We start from the raw sequence: 20,764 nt of genomic DNA, 5'->3' as shown, positions 1-20,764 counted from the left end.
GTTGAACCGGCCTCAGCCTGCTTCAAAATAGCGATGATCTGGCTGTCAGAATAACGTGATTGTTTCATGTTGAATCTCCTCAAAAAACATTACGAGAAAATTCTACTCATTTGTACCGCTAAAAATTGGGAGCATTACCGATTAAATATCCAATTGGCGACTTTTTCTGTATTTGCCCGCCAATTTTTATAATGTCCTCTAATTTCACATTTTCACGGGTATATTTCCGTTTGAATAAATAATTTACACGGGCATCAATAACTTCAGTTAGCTGGCTCTCTGACCAGTCCATATTAAGATATAGTCCAGCATATTTTTCTTCTTGAAAGCCGCTACTGACTGTTTCTTTTAATACACGGGTAAGCAAATCAGAACGTAGGCTTAGAATGACCTTGGTTGTACGTATTGTTTGAAAACTTTTTACAGTCTCAAGCAAAGCCTTTATGAGTTTGAATTTCAACTCATCATCAGCCCAGTCCTCATCAAGACGATCAATAACTATATAAAATGGTTTTTGTGAATCAATAAATACGTTCTCTTTAAGGAGTGATACGATTTCCTGAAGTTCTTTAATTTGAATTCTGCTTACAGTATCGTTCGCCCGGTTTACTATTTCGGTCCTTTGTTCTTTTGTAAGAGATGCTGCCCCTTCTGCTCCTAGTTGAAACAGTTTGATATTCCCGCCAGCAGAGACACTTAATTCGGCTTCAAGTTTTTCTTTAAATTCTTTAACGCGATATTCTGTATGCTCCCAAAATTCATCCCCCCATTTTTCTAAATACTTCAATCCTTTCTCCTTAGCGGGGTCCTTTTTAAATATGCCTTCCATAAAGTTTTTTAGCTTCTCAACTCCTGCCTTATTTCCAATATCAAATCGCATTTTTAATAACTCAACCGTCAACACATGCCTCCACAAAAGGACATAGAACAAGCTAAGATTCACTCCGGCGGCTTCAAAGAAGCGAATAATGTTTGAGTTGGAAATATAACTTAAGGACAAAGCCTCAGGGGCTAACTCAATTGCATGTTCTTGAGTGGATATTATTTTTTGTAGCAATGCGGTTTTACCTGACCCAGTTCTACCAACAACAATTCTTTTCGGGTTCTCACAATCCAATAATTGCTCGAATAGTCCTGTATCAACAAAACACTCTTCTAAATAGAAGGCATCTGATTCAGCGTCAGGAGTTCCGATATCAATATGTTTGTTTAATATAATTGGTGAGCGAGAACCTTTTTTGATCACAACCGCCTCCCACTAAGTTGAGCCTGCACCCATATCCATGGCCTTTTCTTGTAGGGTCAGGGTAGCAAAATAAGTCGGATTTGCCACCTTAACTCTTATTCAAATACAGGCGGGATAAAGAAAGACCTCTATATTTCACTTTTGAAATTTCAGAATGAAGCGTAGCAGGGGTAAATTTACTGCCATACACCTTTCTTGTACTTCCGGAACTCTCCCACCCTCCAAGAGCATCCTGCCTCTCTTCAGGGATATCAGCCTCTCTCATCGCATCGCAAAAATTATGTCTGAAGCTATGAAAACTCGTCTTTGGGGCAAGTGCGCCAGTTTTATCTAAAAATCTCCTAAACCACTTTTGGAAAGGATCAGAATAGTAGCCTTTGCGTCCCTTCGTGAGTTCCGAAAACAACCTTTTTTCTTCTGCTTCACGTTGCCCTTTTACAAAATTAATAAATCCCATCTTCAGACATTCGGGGTGAACCGGGATAATCCGCTCGCCAGCTTTTGATTTTAATCGATTCCCGGTTTCTTCATCTTCACGAATGTGCAGGACAGGCACATCGTCAATCACCTCCACATCGTCAACAAGTAGCTGACATGCTTCGTTTAAACGTAGTCCATGAAACAGGGAGAGTAGGGGAACCCAAAAGCGGCCTCGCCGAATGACATGTGGCCCCGGTTGTGCGTAGTTGGCCTGATCATTCTTGCATCCAGTATAGATCGGTGCTTGGAAAATGAGATTTAATTGCTCGATGCTAAAAGGAAGTCTTCGATCTTTCTCTCTATCCTTCGGGCGTCCAGCGGAAAGATTGATAGCCGGATTGGATTCAGCGTATTCCTCGTCGTGAGCGAATTTAAACAATGCACTCAAATTGTTGAGGTAGCTATTTGCAGTTGTGACCTTGATAGAAGGGAGTCCTAAAACATCCGCCTGATTAGCAGCTTCTTTGAGGGTGAGGGCAGGAAATCTCTTTCCTGCGTTTGGGGGAAGTGTAGTCAAAATGTCCCGAACATTTCGACAATCCTCTCGCGTAATTTCCCTGACGGGTTTATCGGCACCTAAAAGTTCCACTAAGGCCCGAAATATGATCACATAACCGTCTTTCGTCTTCTGGGTTACCCCATCCCTAGCCGGGTCATTTCCATAGCGTATTACGAGTTCCCCTAGAGTGATTTCTAGTCTCTGCGGAAGTTCTGGTTTAGGTGCATCCGCATTAACAGCAGCAAAAGCTTGGTCGTATGATTCAATGCCGGATTCCCCCAAGCACCTGTCTTTGGAGCGTCGGACACTTTCGATCATTGCCCTGTTGATGTACGAACAAAACAACTCGTACTCCCGTCCAGTGCTATCTAGTGAGACGTTCTGATACTGCAAAAATTCATTAGCGTTTTTCTGCACCCAAGCAAGGGTGTTCGGGTTAGTGGACTGACGCAAATCATATTCATCGATTTCAAGAATATGAATAATATCATCAATCTCACTGGGATCGAAATTGAGCCTCAACCCTTTATCTCGCGATTGTTGCTCGTAACCGTGAAACCAAAGCAATGCGAGTTGATGAATTTCGGGGTCCGACAAGTGCGTGGCGGGGTGAGATAAAAGTTTTCGTCTTGCTTCGGTGAAAGTGGCTTCTATTTTCGCAAGGGCCAGTGGCAGTTGTCTGCATGCCTCGCGATAGTCTGATGTTTTAAGACTGCGTTTGATTTCCTGCGCTCCCATAGAAGGGGCAAGATCGACAGGAACTTTCTTCCGCGCATAATAGCGGTTCCCGCGTTTGAGTAATCCTGTTGGCTTAGGCATGGGTTCCATCCCAGTAGTGTACCACAACGGTGTACCAGTTGGAACAGAAATAGGTTAGAAATCAGATGGTTATATTGTTGCCAAGCACTTAGAGGAACTTGGCGGATGGGGTGGGATTCGAACCCACGAAGAGCTTTCACCCTTGCTGGTTTTCAAGACCAGTGCCTTCAACCGCTCGGCCACCCATCCGCATTTGTCAGGCGCAGATAACTGCGCCCGGCGGATGCTTATACACTGGTCGTGCGGTCTTCTGCAATTCGCAAAACAGGCGAATGTAAATTAACGGAACATACCCGGCGGAAAGCCGACAATAACTTCAACCGGATGATCGAACCTGTAGCCGAAGGCACGGGCGATCCGTCTTGAAATGCGGGCGATACCAGAAACAATTGGTTGCTTGGACATGGTCTTATCCCCTTTCTGGGTTTGTTGCCTTAATTCTAAAGCTGACCCTTGTATTATCACGATCAACCCTTAACGAAAAATAAACGTCAGATCACTTGGAAGGTTGGCAAGCCCGTGAAATACTCCCCGCATTGATCAAACTGAGGCGATAAAATGACTCCCTTGTACGGTTCTTTACGTGTTCATCACAATGGCATGGCTGCTTCCCGGGAAACCCGTTACGGCGAGCCTGCTTTGAGCGTTATCAACAGGCAGAGCTTTGCTGAAGCGATGGCCGATATTTCTTCCTGGCCCGGATATGCCGCGACGCCCCTGCACAGTCTTCAAGGCCTGGCCCGGAAAATTGGCGTCGCCAGCCTGCATTACAAGGACGATGGATTTCGTTTTGGCCTGGACAGTTTCAAGGCGCTCGGCGGGGCTTATGCCGTTGAACGCCTTCTGATGGATTTTATCAGGAAAAGCGATCCTCAATTGAACCCAACCATAGAAGGGCTGACAAACGGTCAGTATAGCGACATCACCAACACCGTGACAGTTGCCTGTGCGACAGATGGTAATCATGGCCGTTCCGTCGCCTGGGGGGCGCAAACATTCGGCTGTCATTGTAAAATCTATATTCATTCGGGGGTCAGCGAAGGACGCAAAAAGGCGATGGAGGCTTACGGGGCCGACGTTCTGCGCCTGGACGGGGACTATGATCATACGGTCCGCGAAATTGCCGCCGATGCCGCCGAACATGGCTGGTTTGTGGTCTCTGACACCTCCTACGAAGGTTATCTGGATGTTCCGCGTGATGTCATGCAGGGCTACACCGTGATGGTCGATGAAATCTTGAACCAGTATCCTGACGGCAGTCTTCCCAGCCATATTTTTGTTCAGGGCGGAGTAGGGGGACTGGCGGCGGCTGTTTGTGGTCATTTGTGGGAAACCCTGGCGGACGAGCGTCCGCGATTTATCGTTGTCGAGCCGGACCGGGCGGATTGCCTGTATCAAAGCGCCCTTGCCGGAGCGCCAAGACCTGCCACCGGTGATCTTGAAACCGTCATGGCGGGACTGGCCTGCGGCGAAGTTTCATTGATTGCCTGGGATATTCTGGCCACCGGCGCTGATGATTTTATCATCCTTGGTGATGATGTTGTCGGCCCGGTCATGCGACTGCTTGCCGGTGGCGAGGATGGTGACCCGGCTGTTGTCGCCGGGGAGTCCGCCGTTGCCGGACTGGCGGCATTACTGGCCGCTGGTGAAGATCCTGCCCTTGCTGACGCGCTTGGCATTAATCAGGGCTCACGGGTTCTGATTATCGGTTCGGAAGGGGCCAGCGACGCCGAAGTCTATGAGAATATTGTCGGGCGCAGTGCCCGTGATGTCAGGTGATTTAAGTTTTGCGGCGGGCGACGATGGTATCAAGCGTGTAAATCGCCAGGGCCGTCCAGATCATGCCGAAGGTTATCTGGTGGGCGAAGGTGAAGGGTTCGTTATAGAGGAACACCGCAAACATAAAATGAGCGCTTGGGGCGATATACTGGAAGAACCCAAGCGTCGACAGGCGTAGTCTTCTTGCCGCAGTGGCGAACAGAATCAACGGTATTGCTGTCATCGCGCCCAGGAGTATCAGCAAAACATCGAATGTTAAATCCGAAGAACCAAAAGAGCCTGTACCCTGTACGCCGATGTAGATCAGGTAGGCCAGAATGGGCGGCAAAATGAGCGTCGTCTCGATGAAAAGTCCGCTAAAGGCGTCAACGACAGCGACTTTCCGTATCAACCCGTAAAAGCCGAATAAAAAGGCGACCGATAGCGCAATCCAGGGCACTGTGCCCAGTTGGCCGATAAGGTTGGCGACCCCGACCACCGACAGGCCGACGGCGATCCATTGCCAAAAGCGTAGTTTTTCTTTCAGGAATATCATGCCAAGGGCGACGCTGAACAACGGGTTGATGAAATAACCCAAACTTGATTCAAGCACCATATCGTGGGTGACAGCCCAGATAAAAACCAGCCAATTGAGAGACACCAGCAGGGAACTTAACAACAGTGTTACGAGAAGCTTCCTGTTGGCCAAAACAGCCCGAACATGTTGGACGCGACGGCTCAACAGGATAAACAACCCAAGCAGGACAACGGTCCACAAAATACGATGAGCCAATACTTCAAAAGCCGAAATATGGGAAAACATCTTGAAATAAAGCGGATAAGTGCCCAAAACGCTAAAGGACGTTAGTGCCGCCACGCCGCCAGCAAATCCCTGATCTTTATTGTTATTACCCGGCACGATGGCTGTTCCGCATTCCTATCAGGGCATTCATTGCCACGGCAACGATAACGACAGCACCACCGATTATGGCGTTTATGGTTGGTTCTTCCCCCACACCAAGCCAGGCCCAGAAGGGGCCAAGAACGGTTTCGACCAGCGACAACAGGGCGATTTCAGCAGCCGGGGCGTATCTGGCTCCACTCAGGAAAAGAACCAGCGAAACCGGAACCACAAAAAGCCCCATCAACATTAAAAGCATGAAGTCGGGTGTTGAAACAGTCATTGGCTGGGACAGGGGCAGGACGACCAGGGCGGCGAGGATGCCCGATAAGCAGAGCGCCGGCATGGTCACGGATCTATCTTTTGCCTTTCTTATGACGATCAGGTTCAGGCCCTGCAGGAAAGCCGTGCCAATGGCCATCAAATCCCCGCTCAAGTTTCCACCACCAAATGAGCCTGAAAAAATAATCCCGATACCGCCAAGGGCGAGCAAGATCGAAATCCAGGTTCGGGGTTTGACGGTTTCGCCGATCAAAATCCAGCCGAGGACAGCACTGAAAAAGGGCATCGTCGCCACCAAAACCAGGGTATTGGCGACAGACGTATTGGAAATAGCGCCGACAAAAGACAGGCTGCTGGCCGCCATAAGAAAGGTAGAAATCCATCCGGCACGACCAAAACCGCGCCAAATTGCGGAAAAGTCCTGGCGTTCCCTTATCATCAGAATGATGGCCATGGTTAAGGCCGTAAAGGCTGTGCGGTAAAAAAGTACGGTCCATGTGGATGCATCGCCGACCAGACGCAACAACAGGCCATCAGGACTAAGGAGGATCATTCCTGCACCGGACATCATAATTCCGCGGCTATAAGTGTTGGGCTGCTGCATCGACGTTGACCAAAAGAAGAGGATAAAAAGGCGTGCTCCGGGTCTTCATCTCTTCGTGATTTGCCAGCGCGCTATCATCGCTATATCGTTTACCCATGTTTATCAACAACAGGTTTATGAGTGCTCTGTTTTTAGCTGGGAGTTTACTCACCCCGAATGCAGCCATGGCCCATCATGCCACTTGCGCTGATTTGCACGCCGCTGCCTTTCTCGACGAACCCGACGAGCTTTCAGAACTTCTGGATCATGGCGCCGACCTGAATTGCCGCGATGCGCTTAAACAAACACCCCTCATCACGGCAACCGACGGGGCAAGCCTGGATATTGTCAAAATCCTTTTACATCAGGGCGTCAGCATCAATGAGCGTGATGAAGTTGGCCAAACGGCCCTCGCCAAGGCGCGCCAGAAATTGGCCTTTTTCGATATGGACGGCGGCCAGGGGTATCGCACTATCTACCGTGAAATTATTGATCGGTTAGAGCAGGCAGGGGCGCGGGAATAGACGTGATATCAATGCCTTAACTTGATTTATAAGGCACAAATGGGGTATCACCGCTGATGTTTTTCTATTTGTCGAAAATATTCTGGTTCTTTGCAAATCCCGGAAATGTGCTGCTGATCGTGCTTTGCCTGGGGGCAGCGCTTGTTTTTCGGCGACGCGACAAACTGGGCCGCAGGTTGCTTGCCATTGCTGCAGTCTTGTCATTAATCGTTGCGGTTGTTCCCATTGGCGTGAATTTGATAATCGTCCTGGAAAACCGTTTTCCCGTTGTTCATCAACTGCCGGAAAAGGTCGATGGCATTATTGTTTTGGGTGGTGTTGTTGATGAAGTCGTGACCAAATCACGCGGCCAGATATCGATCGGCGGGGCGGTCGAAAGGTTGACAGAATTTGCCTCCCTTTCAAAAAAATATCCAAATGCAAAGCTCGTGTTTACAAGTGGTTCCGGGAAATTGCTCACACAAGACATTAAAGAAGGTGATGCTGTTGGGCCGTTACTGGAAGGTCTGGGTGTCGATATAAACAGAGTGCAAATTGAAAACCAGTCCCGCAACACTTACGAAAATGCCGTGATGTCCAAACAACTGGTCAATCCTGACCCTGCCGAGACATGGATATTGATCACATCGGCTTTCCATATGCCGCGTACGGTTGGTATCTTCAGACAGGTTGGATGGAAGGCGTTGCCCTATCCTGTCGACTTCCAATTCACAAACGAGTTTCTTTTTACGCTGACTTTCAATCTGATCGGCGGTTACGGACTTCTGTCACAGGCCATTCATGAATGGTTGGGTCTTATTTTTTACAGGCTGACAGATAAAACGGATTCCCTGTTTCCCGGCCCCGATTCATAGAAGCTTTTCGCCATTGCCCTGATGCATAAGGATTGCCATAGTTTGTTGATGCGATTCGTGCAAACTAGGGTAGGCCATCATGAATTTTAAAACGTTAAAAAGTGCGGCTGGTGTATTGGCGGCTGCGCTTTTTTATCTGACGGCTGTTGGCCATGCTTTCGCTCATGAAACCGCAGATGACCCATCTAAAGCCCCTGTCGATCCCGTTGCCTTTAAAAAATGGCTGGTGGAGCTTCGCGCCGAGGCTTCCGGCAATGGTATTCGTGAGGAAATCCTGGCTTCTGCCCTGGATGGCGTCAAACAAATCCCCCGGGTTATCGAGCTTGATCGCAAGCAACCGGAATTCTCGCTGACGTTTGCCCAGTACATGACCCGCGTCGTGCCTAATTCCCGGGTCCAGAAAGGTCGTAAAAAACTGGCTGAAAACAAAGCCTTGCTTGAGGAAGTCGGCAAGAAATTTGGTGTTCAGCCGCGCTTTATCGTCGCTTTCTGGGGTATCGAGACGGATTTTGGTCGTGTTACAGGCGGTTTCAAACTGATACCAGCTCTGGCGACCCTTGCCCATGACGGTCGGCGCAGCAAATACTTCCGTAAGGAGCTCATGAACGCCCTGAAAATTCTTAACGGTGACCACATCAAAGCCAAAGATATGGTTGGATCGTGGGCCGGGGCCATGGGCCAGTGCCAGTTTATGCCCTCGTCCTTCCTTAACTTCGCCATAGATTACAACGGTGATGGTCGCAAGGATATATGGAGCACAAAAGCCGATGTCTTTGGCTCGGCTGCGAATTACCTGTCCCGTTCCGGCTGGAAAGGCGATCAGACGTGGGGCAGGGCGGTGACCTTACCGGCCGGGTTCAATCCTGAGATGGTGGGTCTCAAAATTATCAAACCCATCGCTGAATGGGGTGCGCTGGGTGTTCTGAGAGCCGACGGTAGCGCTCTTCCTGCCCGAGACTTGAAGGCGTCTATTGTTTATACCGAAGGTCCTGGAAGTGCCGCATACATGATCTACAACAATTACCGAACGATCCTGAAATGGAACAGATCGACCTATTTCGCCGTTGCGGTTGGCACTCTTGCCGACCGGATTGGCGGCAGTTAGAAAGCCAAATCTTTTAATACTAAGTTTACTCCCACACCATATCGTGTGGTTTGCATTTATTCACCCCATAATGAGGGCGGTCTGCCATGATCCCGCACCGGGCTTTTTTTAATCGATTTATGCCTGGTTTGGCGATTGTCATTGCCGCTTCAACATTGCTTGGGGCTTGTGCAGAAACCCAGTTCATCGCCCAGACGGTTAAGCAGGTATCGAAGAAAAGCGACGCCGAGAAAAGAACCATCTTTGGCAAGTACAAGATTGGCAATCCCTATCAAATCAAGGGCGTTTGGTATTATCCGAAGGAAAATTTTGAATACGATGAAACCGGTATCGGTTCCTGGTACGGGACAAAATTTCATGGCCGCAAAACGGCCAACGGTGAAATTTACGATATGAATGGAATTTCCGCGGCCCACCGGACTTTACCTTTACCCAGTATTGTACGGGTCACCAATTTGGGAAATGGCCGCACCCTGAATGTCCGCATTAATGACCGTGGCCCCTACGCCCATGGCAGGATTCTTGATCTTTCGCGTCGCGCCGCGCAATTGCTTGGGTTCCAAAAACAGGGAACAGCGAGCATTCGGGTACGTATACTGGCAGACGAAAGCCGGGCATTGGCCCGCCGCCTTAAAGGTGATGCCGAATTGGCGGAAATCGGCACCCCCATTACCGTCGACAGTTTGCCCAAGCCTAAAGTCAGCAGTCAGACTTTGCCTGTGATTGGCAGCAATGAGCAAATCAGCCCGACCCCGGTATCCACTCCCGAACCAGCACCGGTTGTCGAACCCGAACAAGTGGTGGCATCTGCGGTAAGCGAAAAGGTAACGCTTGAGCCGGTGCCGGTGCAAACCAACATTTTTATACAAGCCGGGGCGTTCGCCAACTTTGACAATGCCAACAGGGTGCGGGCTATTTTATCCAGTCTGGGATCAGTCAAGGTCTCACCGGTGTTGGTAAATGGCCGTGACCTGTTTCGGGTCAGGGTCGGACCGATCAAATCGATTGCTGACGCAGATCATATGCTTGAGCAAGTCATCGCGTCGGGTTATACCGATGCCAGAACCATCGTTGATTGATGCTCTGCTGTACTTTTTAACGGAATTTACCTGACAATGTTGTCCTCTCATCTCCGCGCTGCTGCCATTGCCGCCCTGACTTTTCTTTGCATTTCCTCGGCCCAGGCCGTTGAAACACTTGCTAAACAAGTCGTTCTGATGGACGCGGAAACCGGGGCTGTGCTGTTTGAAAAGGACGCCAACGTTCCGATGGCGCCTGCCTCCATGAGCAAGTTGATGACACTGTACATGGTCTTTGAGAGGCTTCGTGATGGTCGCTTGTCACTTGAGGATAAATTTTCAGTCAGCGAAAACGCCTGGCGTAAAGGTGGCGCCAAGAGCGGCAGTTCAACCATGTTTCTGGTGCCGGGCAAGCGGGTCCGCATCGAAGACCTTGTCCGTGGCATTATTGTTCAGTCTGGCAATGACGCCTGCATCGTCATAGCCGAAGGAATTTCGGGCTCCGAAGAAGCCTTCGCAGAGGAAATGACAGCCCATGCCCGCGAAATCGGCTTAAGCGCCAGCATTTTCAAAAACTCAACCGGTTGGCCGCACCCGGAACACATGATGTCGCCTAAGGATTTGGCGATCCTGGCGAAATTGATGATTGAGCAGTTCCCAGAATATTATCACTACTATTCCGAAAAGAGCTTCGTCTACAACGGCATTAAACAAAACAACCGCAACCCTTTGATCTACAAGGACATGGGCGCGGATGGATTGAAGACGGGCCATACCCAGGACTCTGGCTATGGACTGACCGCTTCGGCGGTTAGAGGTGATCGTCGTCTGGTACTGGTGGTAAACGGGCTGACATCAAAGAAGGAACGTTCCCGCGAACCCGAAAGACTGCTCGAGTGGGGGTTTCGTGAATTTGGCAATTATGCCCTTTTAGGGGCCGGTGAAATCGTCGAGGAAGCCGCTGTCTGGCTTGGAACGGAACCCTCCGTTTCCTTGATGATTGAAAACGAACTGAAGCTGACGCTGCACAAGAAAGCGCGTCGGGAAATGAAAGTAAAAATTAATTATCAGGGACCGATACCGGCACCGGTCAAAAAAGGTGATATGCTTGCAACCCTGAGCGTCACGGCCCCTGGCGAGAAGACGGTGGAGGTTCCCCTGGTCGCCGCAGCCGATGTTGAACAACTGGGATTGATCGGCCGTCTGATGGCGGCTTTCAACTACATTCTGTTTGGCGGTTCAGATTGAACGGGGAGTTTGCAAGGGGTGTCCAAGGGCAGGTTCATTACATTTGAAGGCGGCGAAGGCACCGGTAAATCGACCCAGGTCGCTTTGCTGGCCACTGCTTTGGCAGACGCCGGGGTTGATGTTATCAGCACCCGCGAGCCCGGCGGTGCGCCCGGCGCCGAAGAAATCCGCAACCTTCTTGTTAACGGCGCGACCAATCGCTGGACCCCAATGAGCGAGGCCTTGCTCAACTACGCTGCCCGCGCCGAACATTTGGATAAAACCGTGTATCCCGCCCTTGAGAAAGGGCAGTGGGTGATTTCGGATCGCTTCGCCGACTCGACAATGGCCTATCAGGGCTTTGGTCATGGCGTTAAGCGCGGGGCTATCAATAAGCTGGGCTCTGCCGTACTGGGTGATTTTAAACCTGACCTGACGATTATCTTTGATCTGGATCTCGAGGTTGGGCTTGAGCGCGCCGGTGCAAGGGGACAGGGCGAAGACCGTTATGAGCGTATGGGCCATGATTTTCATGATCGACTGCGTCAGGGATTTTTGCAAATAGCCAATGACGAGCCAGAGCGCTGTGTCGTTATTGATGCCTCTGCCCCCATTGAGCAGATTGCGGCGGCAATCCGCGCCATTGTAAGTGAACGCTTGTCGGTGCCTTTGTCATGAATGCTCAAGTCTTGGCCGATGAAGAAGAGGGGGTTCCGCACCCGCGAAAAAACAGCGATCTTCGTGGCCATGATCAGGCAGAAAAAGTTCTGCTTGATGCCTTTAATTCCGGACGCCTCGCCCATGCCTGGCTCCTGTGCGGACCCAAGGGGATCGGCAAGGCAACGCTGGCTTATCGCTTCGCCCGGTTCCTGCTTGCCAAGGGTGGCGGCGCAAGTGCCGACAATGGATTGTTTGGCGGTGAACTTCCCAAAGATGACTTGAGCAGTTTAGATGTTTCCATCGATGATCCTGTTTACAACCGCGTCGCCGCCGGTGCTCACGCGGACCTGAAGGCAATCGAGCGGCAATTTGACGAAAAGAAAGGCAAGTACAAAACCGAAATCGTTGTTGATGATGTGCGTTCCATAGGCTCGTTTATGTCCCTGTCGGCCGCCGAAGAGGGGTGGCGCGTGGTGGTTATCGACAGTGCCGAGGAAATGAACCGCAACGCCGCCAATGCTGTCCTGAAAGTTCTTGAAGAACCGCCGGCAAAGGCAATTCTCCTACTCGTCAGTCATAACCCTGGCCGCTTGCTGCCCACGATCCGCTCGCGTTGTCGCAAACTGACACTGTCCGCTTTGGATGAAGCCGTCGTCACCGGTATGTTGAGCGAACATCATCCGGGCATATCCCCTGATGATGCTGTGGCGTTGGCGCGCCTGGCCGAAGGCAGTATTGGGCGCGCCCTTGATCTTGAAGAAGAAGGCGGGCTGGAACTATATAAAGACCTGATAGCCCTACTTGAAACGCTTCCACATCTTGATGTAGCAGTTCTTCACGCACTAGCAGGAAAACTGGGCCGCGCCGGTGCCGATACGGCGTTTCAAACCTTTGCCGACCTCCTTTTGGGATGGCTAGGACGGATGATCCTGTCTGTTTCGCGTGGTGATCAGGGTATGAGCAGCGTCGAGGCGGTTCTAAATAACCGGCTTGCTGCGGCCAGTTCCCTTGCAAGCTGGCTGGAGGTATGGGACAAGATCAACCATCTGCTGGCCCGAACCGACGCCATCAACATGGACCGGCGACAAATGATCATTACGATCTTCCTGGCCCTTGAAAAAGCAGCGCAAGGCTAGATTTTCTGTGGAGTGAGTTCAATTAAGCCCTATTACGTGACGACGCCGATTTATTATGTCAACGATGCCCCGCACATCGGCCATGCCTATACGACACTGGCCTGTGATGTGCTCGCTCGCTTCAAGCGACTGGACGGTTTTGACGTCAAGTTTTTGACCGGCACCGACGAGCACGGCCAAAAGGTGGAAAAATCAGCCCTTGCCGCAGGTATCGACCCCAAGGCGTTTACCGACAAGGTCTCGCAAAACTTCCGCGAACTTGCCGATTTGATGAACTTCACCCACGATGATTTTATCCGCACCACCGAAGCCCGCCATAAACATTCCGTTCAGGACTTGTGGCAAAGGTTGATGGAAAATGACGAGATATATCTGGACAGCTATTCAGGCTGGTACGCGGTTCGCGATGAAGCCTTTTACGGGGAAGGGGAACTGACTGACGACCCTGATGGCAAGAAAATTGCCCCTTCGGGAGCCGAAGTCGAATGGGTCGAAGAACCAAGTTACTTCTTCAGGCTTTCCCAGTGGGGCGATAAGCTGCTGGAATTTTATGACGCCAACCCTGATTTCATAGCCCCCCAAACACGACGCAATGAGGTTCTCAGTTTTGTCAAAGGTGGGCTTCGGGATCTTTCCGTATCACGAACCACCTTTAATTGGGGCATCCCGGTGCCCGGTGACGATAAACACATTATGTACGTGTGGCTGGACGCCTTGACCAACTACATCACCGGTGTCGGTTATCCGGAAACAGAAAGCGGTGAGTACGCCACCTACTGGCCCTGCGATCTGCACATGGTCGGCAAGGACATTCTGCGGTTTCACGCCGTTTATTGGCCGGCTTTTCTGCTCGCCGCAGGACTTGAAGCGCCAAAACGGGTTTACGCCCACGGCTGGTGGACAAATGAAGGCCAGAAGATATCGAAGTCGTTGGGCAATGTGATCGACCCTCATGATCTTGTCGCCAGATACGGCCTCGATCAGGTCCGTTACTTCCTGCTCAGGGAAGTTCCCTTTGGAAATGACGGCGATTTCTCGCACCAGGCCATGATCAACCGTATGAATGGCGAATTGGCCAATGATCTAGGCAATCTGGCCCAGCGGGTCCTGTCCATGGTCGCCAAGAATTGTAATGGGGTGGTCCCTGATCATGGTGATTTTACCGATGACGATGACCGTTTACTGGACGCTGCGGGCCAGTTGCTTGAACAACTTCGTGACGCCATCGACCGGCAATCTTTTCATGAAGCACTGGAAACCGTGTGGGTGGTCATTCGCGCCGCCAATGGTTATGTGGACAGCCAGGCGCCGTGGAAGTTAAAAAATGAAGACCCGGAACGCATGGCCACGGTTCTTTATGTGCTGAGCGAATGTATCCGCCGGATCGCTCTAGTATTACAGCCCTTTATGCCAGATGCCATGGCCCGAATGCTTGATCAGTTGGTGATTGATCATGAGAAACGTTCGTTTTCCTTTCTTGCTGAAGGCAACAGTCTGGTCCCCGGCACCGTGTTGCCGAAACCCGAAGGTGTCTTCCCCAGGTTTGTCGAGGATGAGGGCTGAATTCGGCGAGAATTAAGCCCCATTATCTGCGCCATTCCAAAAATCCGACTTTTGTGCTATGGTTTAACCATTGAGGCGCCTCCTTTATATCTTGCCGCGCGGCTTTGATTGTTAGTGGAGGTGACGATGACCCAAGACGATAAGAAGACTTATTTGTGGACGGTCGGTGTCGTTGGTCTGATGGTGATATTGGTCTTAATAGCATACGCCGCAGGAGTTATTCCGACGACGCCCGCTTCTTAAAAACTGACGAATTCGTTTCGCCCTTTGGCGCCGCCAATTCCCCCCATGTCTGGCGGTGCCGCTTTTTTGCCCGCAAAGCTGAACTATAGTGATGACAGTTATAAAAATTGGCTTTAAAAACAATATCTTATAATTTTCAAGCTTGGCCTTAGAACATGCTCGTAGACAGCCACTGTCATTTGGATTTCCCCGAATTTGCCGACGATATGGAAAATATTGTTGAGCGCGCTGCTGACGTAGGCGTCAATCACATGCTTTCCATTTGTACATATGTGACAAAGTTTGAACAGGTGCTGGCAGTCGCCAAACGCTACGAAAATATTTACTGCACGGTCGGCATCCACCCCCACAATGCAGATAAGGAACCCGAAATAACGGCTGAGCACCTGATCAGGATGGCAGTTGATGACAAGGTCATCGGATTCGGCGAGACCGGGCTTGATTTCTATTACGACAAAAGTCCCCGCGATATTCAAAAACGCCAGTTCCGGGCCCATATCGAGGCGTCCCGCGAGATCGGTTTACCCTTGGTCGTCCATACACGAGACGCCGATGATGAGATGGCTGAAATTCTTGTCGAAGAGATGGGGAAGGGGGCGTTCACCGGCCTTCTTCACTGCTTTTCCAGTTCCCGCAAGCTGGCCGATACGGCTTTGGAGCTGGGCCTGTATCTTTCCATTTCCGGAATTGTCACTTTTAAAACTGCCGATGAGCTACGGGCAATTGTCAGGGACGTGCCGCTGGAGCGCTTGCTGGTTGAGACCGACGCCCCGTATCTGGCGCCGGTGCCCCGGCGCGGCAAGCGCAACGAACCGGCCTTTACTCGCCATACAGCCGAAAAAATAGCTGAAATCAAAGGCTTAAGCCTTGATGAAGTGGCAAAAGTCACAACCGACAACTTTTTCTCCCTGTTTTCAAAAGCCAACAAGGCCCCTTCAACATGAAGGTGACCATTCTGGGGTGTGGCGGTTCCAGCGGCACCCCCGCTGTTGGCCGCGGCTGGGGGAAATGTGATCCGAACAACCCGAAAAATAGTCGCCTCAGGCCGTCCATACTGGTGGAAAACGGTGATACCTGCCTTCTCGTCGATACCTCGCCCGATTTACGCCAACAATTACTGAATGCGGACGTAAAGCGACTGGATTCTGTGCTTTTTACCCATTATCACGCCGATCATCTGCATGGAATCGATGATTTACGCCAAATCAACCGGGAAATGAATGCTGCCATTGATGTTTACGCCGATGCGGATACTTTGCGCGTCATTGATGAGCGTTTTGGCTATGTTTTGGAGCCTTTGGCGGAAAATGCCGACATGTATTACAAGCCAACGCTCGTTCCGCATGAATTGAATGATGGCGACGCGTTGGGCATTGGCGACATCGACATTCAGGTCTTTACACAGGATCATGGATTTTGTGACACCCTGGGATTTCGCTTTGGACCGATTGCCTATACCACCGACGTGGTTGAATTGCCGGATCGTGCCTTTGAAATTTTAAAGGGAGTCGATACGTGGATCATCGGAACCTTAATCGATCATCCGCATCCAACCCACGCCCATGTGGACAAGGCGCTGGGTTGGATTGATCGGATCGACCCAAGACGAGGGGTGCTTTCCCATTTGGGTTACGGGTTCGATTACGACACATTGAACAAAAGACTTCCAGATCATGTCGAACCCGCCTTCGACGGAATGATTCTCGAAGCCTGATTTTTCTTCCCACCAATTGAACTGTGAGGGCAGGTTGGCCAGTCCTCGAACAGCGCCGCCCATAATGATCTCAGTGGTGCTGTTGCACGACTTTCAAAATCAAGTATATGATTCTTAAGCACCACATAAGTAATTGAAAATAAATCATAACATCAAATTTGCCATAATATACATTATGCGATTTAGAATGTTGTCATCGGATTGCTAAAGGGGGCCGAAAAGATCAAATATGGGGCCTGGGGAATGATCCCTTCCCGTCTTTAAAAGCGACGGCTAAGGTGTGTTTGAATTTGAAGGATCGAAGATGAGTTCAACACCAGAAGAACCGATCAAGCGGCTGATCAGCATCATGGCCTTGTTGCGCGATCCTGAAAAAGGCTGTCCGTGGGATGTTGAACAGACATTCGCCAGTATTGCGCCACACACAATCGAAGAAGCCTACGAAGTCGCCGAGGCCATCGAACAAAACGACATGCCTGCCCTGGTCGATGAATTGGGTGATTTGTTACTGCAAGTCGTTTTTCATGCGCGTATGGCCGAAGAAGACGCCCTCTTCTCCTTTGATGACGTCGCCGATGCCATCTGTAACAAACTGGTGCGTCGCCACCCGCATGTTTTTGGTGATGCGGACATCAAAACAACAGAAGCACAAACCCGTTCATGGGAGAGTCTGAAGGCGGATGAACGTAAGGAAAAGAGTAACAAGACAGCGCTTCATAGTGCCCTTGAAGGTGTGACACCCGGATTGCCCGCCCTCACCCGCGCCCTGAAACTGCAAAAACGCGCCGCCCGAATCGGTTTTGACTGGCATCAGGCATCTGACGTGCTTGCCAAGTTTGATGAAGAATCCCGGGAAATGGCCATTGAAATGGCAGCGGGTGCGGGTAAAGACCGCTTGCAGGATGAATTGGGTGATTTGTTGTTTACCTGCGTCAATCTGGCCCGCAAACTTGATATTGATCCGGAAACGGCCTTGCGCCACGGAAATGCCAAGTTTGAGCGCCGTTTCAAGGCCATAGAGGTTATGCTGGCAGCCGAAGGCAAAACGCCGGAAACCTCTAATCTGGAGGAAATGGACGCACTTTGGGACCGGGCGAAGGTGGAAAATGAGGTCTAACTTTTTGAAAAGACTAAAAATATTACTTTTTACCGCCCTCCTCATCGTGCCTATAAGCGGTTGTTACATTCCGGCCAGCTTTGACGCTGAAATCGAGGTTGGTCGCGCCGGTTTTTACAAAATCACCTTTGAAGGTTATATGGCCGAAATGAACCTGTTTAATAAAGTGGTCAAGGATCACATCAGCCCGAAAGAGGAAGCGGAGCGGGTTGAGCGCCTTAAAAATGATCTGATGCGCGACAGTTCCACCAAGCTGTTTGAATATTTCAAAAAAGGTCATTTCCGGATCAAATGGGAAAAACAGGGTGATATTTTAAAATCTAAGATGGTCAGCTTCCTGCGCCGCAATGAAAACTTGCTGTCGATCAGTTATGTCAAAAGCAAACAAATTGTCTCCATTCGGGGAACACCCATATCCAAACTCAATGCCCAGCGCATGATCGATTTAGGTCTTGGCTTTCAGGGTTCCTTGAAAGTGATTACCGATGCCAAGGTCATCTCTCACAACGCCAACAAGGTGAAAGACGGCGAAGGTCGCAAGAAAACTTACATATGGGTTATCACGTCACCATTTGACCCCTCGCCCAAGCTGTCGTTCAATTTACGCTAGTTTGAAAGCCCCCTCCTCCCATTATTTTCAATAAAATTAAAAAAGTTTTCCCGGTCCGGGAACTTTTTTGCTCAGCAACCGTCTGAATGGTTGGGGACGCCGAATAACGGCGGGACCTCCGAACAGACAACACAGGAAGCTAACTATCATGAGCAACAAATATCTCGTCAACTGCACCTACGGCAATGAAGATCTGGAACGTGCATCCGTCGCCTTTATCGTTGGCAGCGCCTCTGCCGCCATGGATAACGAAACCGCAATGTTCCTGACCGCATCATCGGTCGATCTTGTGACAAAAGATGGCGCCACCGACAAACAGGCCGAAGGTTATCCGCCGCTTAGCGAACTGCTGGGCGCTTATCAGGAAAATGGCGGTCAGATCTGGGTATGCCCGGTATGCGCCAAATCTCGCGGCATTAGCGAAGATGATCTGGTATCTGGTGCTGAAATCGCCGGTGCAGCCCGCACCATCGGTTTCGTTAGCGAAGGCGCACAGATTCTTATCTAAATCCGTACACACATGGTGAGCAACTGGTAAGCCCGGTTGCTCACCCCCAAGTATTAAGGAAGACAGTTATGCAAAACGCCACAGCACATAATTTTATCGATCAGAACGTTGATCGGGAATCTCTGGAAAATCAGGTTAAAGACATGTACCAGCGTGTCGCCGAAAACCCTGATGGAGAGTTTCACTTTGAAATGGGCCGGGCGTTATGCGAACGCCTGGGTTACAAGCCTGCCGACCTGGACAAAATTCCGGCCGACGCCATTAAATCATTTGCCGGTGTCGGTTACTATTTTCACCTGGCGAAACTGAAGCAGGGCGAAAGCGTCATTGATTTGGGTAGTGGATCAGGCACCGATACCTTCATCGCTTCTCTGCACGTTGGCGATACAGGTTCCGTCACCGGTATCGACATGACAGACGCCCAACGCGCCAAGGCAGCAGCCTTGCGTGATGAAGCCGGTTTCACAAATATCGACTACGTTAAATCCTATATAGAGGATTTGCCGGCGGCCGACGCCAGCTACGACGCCGTTATCAGTAACGGTGTTTTCAATCTCTCGCCGGACAAGGCCGAAGTTTTCTCGGAAATCGCCCGTATTCTCAAGCCCGGCGGACGCCTTGCCATTTCCGATATCGTCAGCGAAAAACCATTGCCCGAAGGTGTTTCCTGTAATGCCGACTTGTGGGCCGCTTGCATTGGCGGGGCCATGCAGGAAGACGATTATTGCAAGGCCATCAAGCTTAGCGGACTGCATGTGGTTACCGTAGAGCCGATGCCTTATGAATTCATTTCCGACAACGCCACCGGCGCTGCCGATAAATGGGGCGTCAAAGCGATCTCTCTGTTGGCTGTAAAACCATCCTGATTGATCAAAAACAAGGGAGTAGATACCCTCTACTCTCTTGTTTTCTTTAATAAATAAAAATAGTTCCGAAAAAATCATCTTTTTTGGGAACTATTTTTTGCGTTTTGCGTCAATCTATAAGAGGAGTCGGTTTTCTTATCGTTGGCTCCTTGTATATGGGGAGTATTAACACTGGCTGACAACCTGACAGATCGGGAGTTTTTCTCGCGTGAAATTACCAAACACATGGAGTCGCTCTACAATACCGCGCTGCGTTTGTCTCGTAATCCCGACACCGCCGAAGACTTGGTCGCCGAAACCGTCAGCAAGGCCTGGGCCGCGTTCGCCAAGCTTGAGCAGCGGGATCGTTTTCGCGCCTGGATTTTCCGTATCCTCACAAACACCTTTATATCCTCGTACCGCAAGCAAAAGACTGAAGGCGAAACAGTCCCGTACGTGGAAGAACCCGGCGAAGATGATGACGAGCAGTTCTCACTCTTTGAATCCCTTCACCAGCCTTTTCTGTTGTGGTGGGATAACCCGGAGCAAACCTTCGTCAACAACCTGCTGCGCGAAGAAATCGATAATGCCATTAACGCCCTGTCAGACGAATTCAAAACCGTCGTCATGCTCATTGAGGTTCAGGGGTTTTCTTACGAAGAAACAGCCGAAATCATGGATGTGCCAATCGGCACCATTCGTTCCCGCCTTAAACGGGCTAGATCGAAGCTGCAAAAAGCACTATGGCAAGAAGCCATGGACGCCGGAATTCGTCCTCAATCCAATCAGGAAGGTATAAGCCATGACTGATAAACATGATCATTCAGACAAGATCAGCTGCGAGGATGTCCTTGCGCATTTGATTGAGTTTCTTAATGGCGAGGTCAACGCCGAGAAACAGGCTCAGATTGATGCCCACTTGCAAACTTGTCGGGGCTGTTATTCGCGGGCCGATTTTGAACGTGTGTTGAAAAAACGCATTAAGAACGCCAACAGCGAAGCAGTTCCTGATAGCCTGAAAAACAAAATTGATGGCTTGCTTAAAGATTTTTAATATTGGCTGAATAATTT

The 20,764-nt window shown here is 50.2% G+C and carries 21 protein-coding genes and 1 tRNA gene; 17 read left to right on the top strand and 5 right to left on the bottom strand.

Annotated features, from left to right (window positions below; genetic code table 11):
• Positions 1-118 precede the first annotated feature (118 nt).
• The 3 genes from HOL66_12510 to HOL66_12500 form a co-directional block, all read right to left on the bottom strand.
• Positions 119-1,246 carry an ATPase gene (locus HOL66_12510; protein MBT5245053.1) on the bottom strand — a complete coding sequence of 376 codons (1,128 nt, stop codon included), beginning with the start codon at positions 1,244-1,246 and terminating at the stop codon, positions 119-121.
• Between the two features lie 88 nt (positions 1,247-1,334).
• Positions 1,335-3,044, bottom strand: a complete 1,710-nt coding sequence (locus HOL66_12505; GenBank protein MBT5245052.1) for a tyrosine-type recombinase/integrase — start codon at positions 3,042-3,044, stop codon at positions 1,335-1,337.
• Between the two features lie 99 nt (positions 3,045-3,143).
• Positions 3,144-3,233, bottom strand: a tRNA-Ser gene (locus tag HOL66_12500).
• 369 nt (positions 3,234-3,602) lie between these two features.
• On the opposite strand from HOL66_12500, the gene HOL66_12495 reads away from it, so the two are divergent.
• A complete protein-coding gene (locus HOL66_12495) occupies positions 3,603-4,823 on the top strand; it encodes a diaminopropionate ammonia-lyase (GenBank protein MBT5245051.1) in 1,221 nt (406 codons plus the stop codon).
• 1 nt (position 4,824) lies between these two features.
• Here the strand turns inward: HOL66_12495 and rarD are convergent, their stop codons facing one another.
• Together rarD and HOL66_12485 are read right to left on the bottom strand one after the other, a co-directional pair.
• Positions 4,825-5,724 carry an EamA family transporter RarD gene (gene rarD, locus HOL66_12490; GenBank protein MBT5245050.1) on the bottom strand — a complete coding sequence of 300 codons (900 nt, stop codon included), beginning with the start codon at positions 5,722-5,724 and terminating at the stop codon, positions 4,825-4,827.
• Positions 5,711-6,556, bottom strand: a complete 846-nt coding sequence (locus HOL66_12485) for a DMT family transporter (protein MBT5245049.1) — start codon at positions 6,554-6,556, stop codon at positions 5,711-5,713. The genes rarD and HOL66_12485 overlap by 14 nt, the downstream gene beginning before the upstream one ends.
• Before the next feature lie 197 nt (positions 6,557-6,753).
• On the opposite strand from HOL66_12485, the gene HOL66_12480 reads away from it, so the two are divergent.
• From HOL66_12480 to HOL66_12405, 16 genes are all read left to right on the top strand, one after another.
• Entirely contained in the window at positions 6,754-7,092 is a 339-nt protein-coding gene (locus HOL66_12480) for an ankyrin repeat domain-containing protein (protein ID MBT5245048.1), read from the top strand.
• Positions 7,093-7,148: 56 nt separating this feature from the next.
• Positions 7,149-7,946, top strand: a complete 798-nt coding sequence (locus HOL66_12475) for a YdcF family protein (protein ID MBT5245047.1) — start codon at positions 7,149-7,151, stop codon at positions 7,944-7,946.
• A gap of 79 nt (positions 7,947-8,025) precedes the next feature.
• A complete protein-coding gene (locus tag HOL66_12470; GenBank protein MBT5245046.1) occupies positions 8,026-9,051 on the top strand; it encodes a lytic murein transglycosylase in 1,026 nt (341 codons plus the stop codon).
• Positions 9,052-9,137: 86 nt separating this feature from the next.
• A complete protein-coding gene (locus HOL66_12465; protein MBT5245045.1) occupies positions 9,138-10,130 on the top strand; it encodes a septal ring lytic transglycosylase RlpA family protein in 993 nt (330 codons plus the stop codon).
• Positions 10,131-10,166: 36 nt separating this feature from the next.
• Positions 10,167-11,318 carry a D-alanyl-D-alanine carboxypeptidase gene (locus tag HOL66_12460; GenBank protein MBT5245044.1) on the top strand — a complete coding sequence of 384 codons (1,152 nt, stop codon included), beginning with the start codon at positions 10,167-10,169 and terminating at the stop codon, positions 11,316-11,318.
• A gap of 18 nt (positions 11,319-11,336) precedes the next feature.
• Positions 11,337-11,975, top strand: coding sequence for a dTMP kinase (locus HOL66_12455; protein ID MBT5245043.1), 639 nt, complete (start codon positions 11,337-11,339; stop codon positions 11,973-11,975).
• Positions 11,972-13,093, top strand: coding sequence for a DNA polymerase III subunit delta' (locus HOL66_12450; protein ID MBT5245042.1), 1,122 nt, complete (start codon positions 11,972-11,974; stop codon positions 13,091-13,093). Before HOL66_12455 ends, HOL66_12450 begins: the two co-directional genes overlap by 4 nt.
• Before the next feature lie 12 nt (positions 13,094-13,105).
• Positions 13,106-14,656, top strand: a complete 1,551-nt coding sequence (locus HOL66_12445) for a methionine--tRNA ligase (protein ID MBT5245041.1) — start codon at positions 13,106-13,108, stop codon at positions 14,654-14,656.
• Positions 14,657-15,054: 398 nt separating this feature from the next.
• The gene (locus HOL66_12440) at positions 15,055-15,843 is read left to right on the top strand and encodes a TatD family hydrolase (protein MBT5245040.1); all 789 of its coding nucleotides are present in this window, start codon (positions 15,055-15,057) and stop codon (positions 15,841-15,843) included.
• Entirely contained in the window at positions 15,840-16,613 is a 774-nt protein-coding gene (locus HOL66_12435) for an MBL fold metallo-hydrolase (protein MBT5245039.1), read from the top strand. Before HOL66_12440 ends, HOL66_12435 begins: the two co-directional genes overlap by 4 nt.
• A 304-nt stretch (positions 16,614-16,917) precedes the next feature.
• A complete protein-coding gene (mazG, locus tag HOL66_12430; GenBank protein ID MBT5245038.1) occupies positions 16,918-17,730 on the top strand; it encodes a nucleoside triphosphate pyrophosphohydrolase in 813 nt (270 codons plus the stop codon).
• Positions 17,720-18,340: a hypothetical protein gene (locus tag HOL66_12425; GenBank protein ID MBT5245037.1), complete on the top strand. Its 621-nt coding sequence runs from the start codon at positions 17,720-17,722 to the stop codon at positions 18,338-18,340. Before mazG ends, HOL66_12425 begins: the two co-directional genes overlap by 11 nt.
• 148 nt (positions 18,341-18,488) lie before the next feature.
• A complete protein-coding gene (locus HOL66_12420) occupies positions 18,489-18,848 on the top strand; it encodes a sulfur reduction protein DsrE (GenBank protein ID MBT5245036.1) in 360 nt (119 codons plus the stop codon).
• Positions 18,849-18,943: 95 nt separating this feature from the next.
• Entirely contained in the window at positions 18,944-19,714 is a 771-nt protein-coding gene (locus HOL66_12415) for a methyltransferase domain-containing protein (GenBank protein ID MBT5245035.1), read from the top strand.
• 225 nt (positions 19,715-19,939) lie between these two features.
• Positions 19,940-20,503 (top strand): sigma-70 family RNA polymerase sigma factor, encoded by a 564-nt coding sequence (locus tag HOL66_12410; GenBank protein ID MBT5245034.1) that lies wholly within the window; start codon positions 19,940-19,942, stop codon positions 20,501-20,503.
• Positions 20,496-20,747, top strand: coding sequence for a mycothiol system anti-sigma-R factor (locus tag HOL66_12405; protein MBT5245033.1), 252 nt, complete (start codon positions 20,496-20,498; stop codon positions 20,745-20,747). Before HOL66_12410 ends, HOL66_12405 begins: the two co-directional genes overlap by 8 nt.
• Positions 20,748-20,764 lie beyond the last annotated feature (17 nt).

The sequence above is a fragment of the Rhodospirillaceae bacterium genome, from assembly GCA_018662005.1.
Lineage (GTDB): Bacteria > Pseudomonadota > Alphaproteobacteria > Rhodospirillales > JABHCV01 > JACNJU01.
The sequence above is the reverse complement of the archived record's forward strand: the minus strand, read 5'-3'. Positions and strand labels throughout refer to the sequence as shown.

Excerpts from the sequence above, each read along its gene's own strand:
- HOL66_12505 (MBT5245052.1), bottom strand. The coding sequence starts at position 3,044 with ATGCCTAAGCCAACAGGATTACTCAAACGCGGGAACCGCTATTATGCG.
- HOL66_12495 (MBT5245051.1), top strand. The coding sequence starts at position 3,603 with ATGACTCCCTTGTACGGTTCTTTACGTGTTCATCACAATGGCATGGCT.
- HOL66_12485 (MBT5245049.1), bottom strand. The coding sequence starts at position 6,556 with ATGATGTCCGGTGCAGGAATGATCCTCCTTAGTCCTGATGGCCTGTTG.
- HOL66_12480 (MBT5245048.1), top strand. The coding sequence starts at position 6,754 with ATGGCCCATCATGCCACTTGCGCTGATTTGCACGCCGCTGCCTTTCTC.
- HOL66_12475 (MBT5245047.1), top strand. The coding sequence starts at position 7,149 with ATGTTTTTCTATTTGTCGAAAATATTCTGGTTCTTTGCAAATCCCGGA.
- HOL66_12470 (MBT5245046.1), top strand. The coding sequence starts at position 8,026 with ATGAATTTTAAAACGTTAAAAAGTGCGGCTGGTGTATTGGCGGCTGCG.
- HOL66_12465 (MBT5245045.1), top strand. The coding sequence starts at position 9,138 with ATGATCCCGCACCGGGCTTTTTTTAATCGATTTATGCCTGGTTTGGCG.
- HOL66_12460 (MBT5245044.1), top strand. The coding sequence starts at position 10,167 with ATGTTGTCCTCTCATCTCCGCGCTGCTGCCATTGCCGCCCTGACTTTT.
- HOL66_12450 (MBT5245042.1), top strand. The coding sequence starts at position 11,972 with ATGAATGCTCAAGTCTTGGCCGATGAAGAAGAGGGGGTTCCGCACCCG.
- HOL66_12440 (MBT5245040.1), top strand. The coding sequence starts at position 15,055 with ATGCTCGTAGACAGCCACTGTCATTTGGATTTCCCCGAATTTGCCGAC.
- HOL66_12435 (MBT5245039.1), top strand. The coding sequence starts at position 15,840 with ATGAAGGTGACCATTCTGGGGTGTGGCGGTTCCAGCGGCACCCCCGCT.
- mazG (MBT5245038.1), top strand. The coding sequence starts at position 16,918 with ATGAGTTCAACACCAGAAGAACCGATCAAGCGGCTGATCAGCATCATG.
- HOL66_12425 (MBT5245037.1), top strand. The coding sequence starts at position 17,720 with ATGAGGTCTAACTTTTTGAAAAGACTAAAAATATTACTTTTTACCGCC.
- HOL66_12420 (MBT5245036.1), top strand. The coding sequence starts at position 18,489 with ATGAGCAACAAATATCTCGTCAACTGCACCTACGGCAATGAAGATCTG.
- HOL66_12410 (MBT5245034.1), top strand. The coding sequence starts at position 19,940 with ATGGAGTCGCTCTACAATACCGCGCTGCGTTTGTCTCGTAATCCCGAC.
- HOL66_12405 (MBT5245033.1), top strand. The coding sequence starts at position 20,496 with ATGACTGATAAACATGATCATTCAGACAAGATCAGCTGCGAGGATGTC.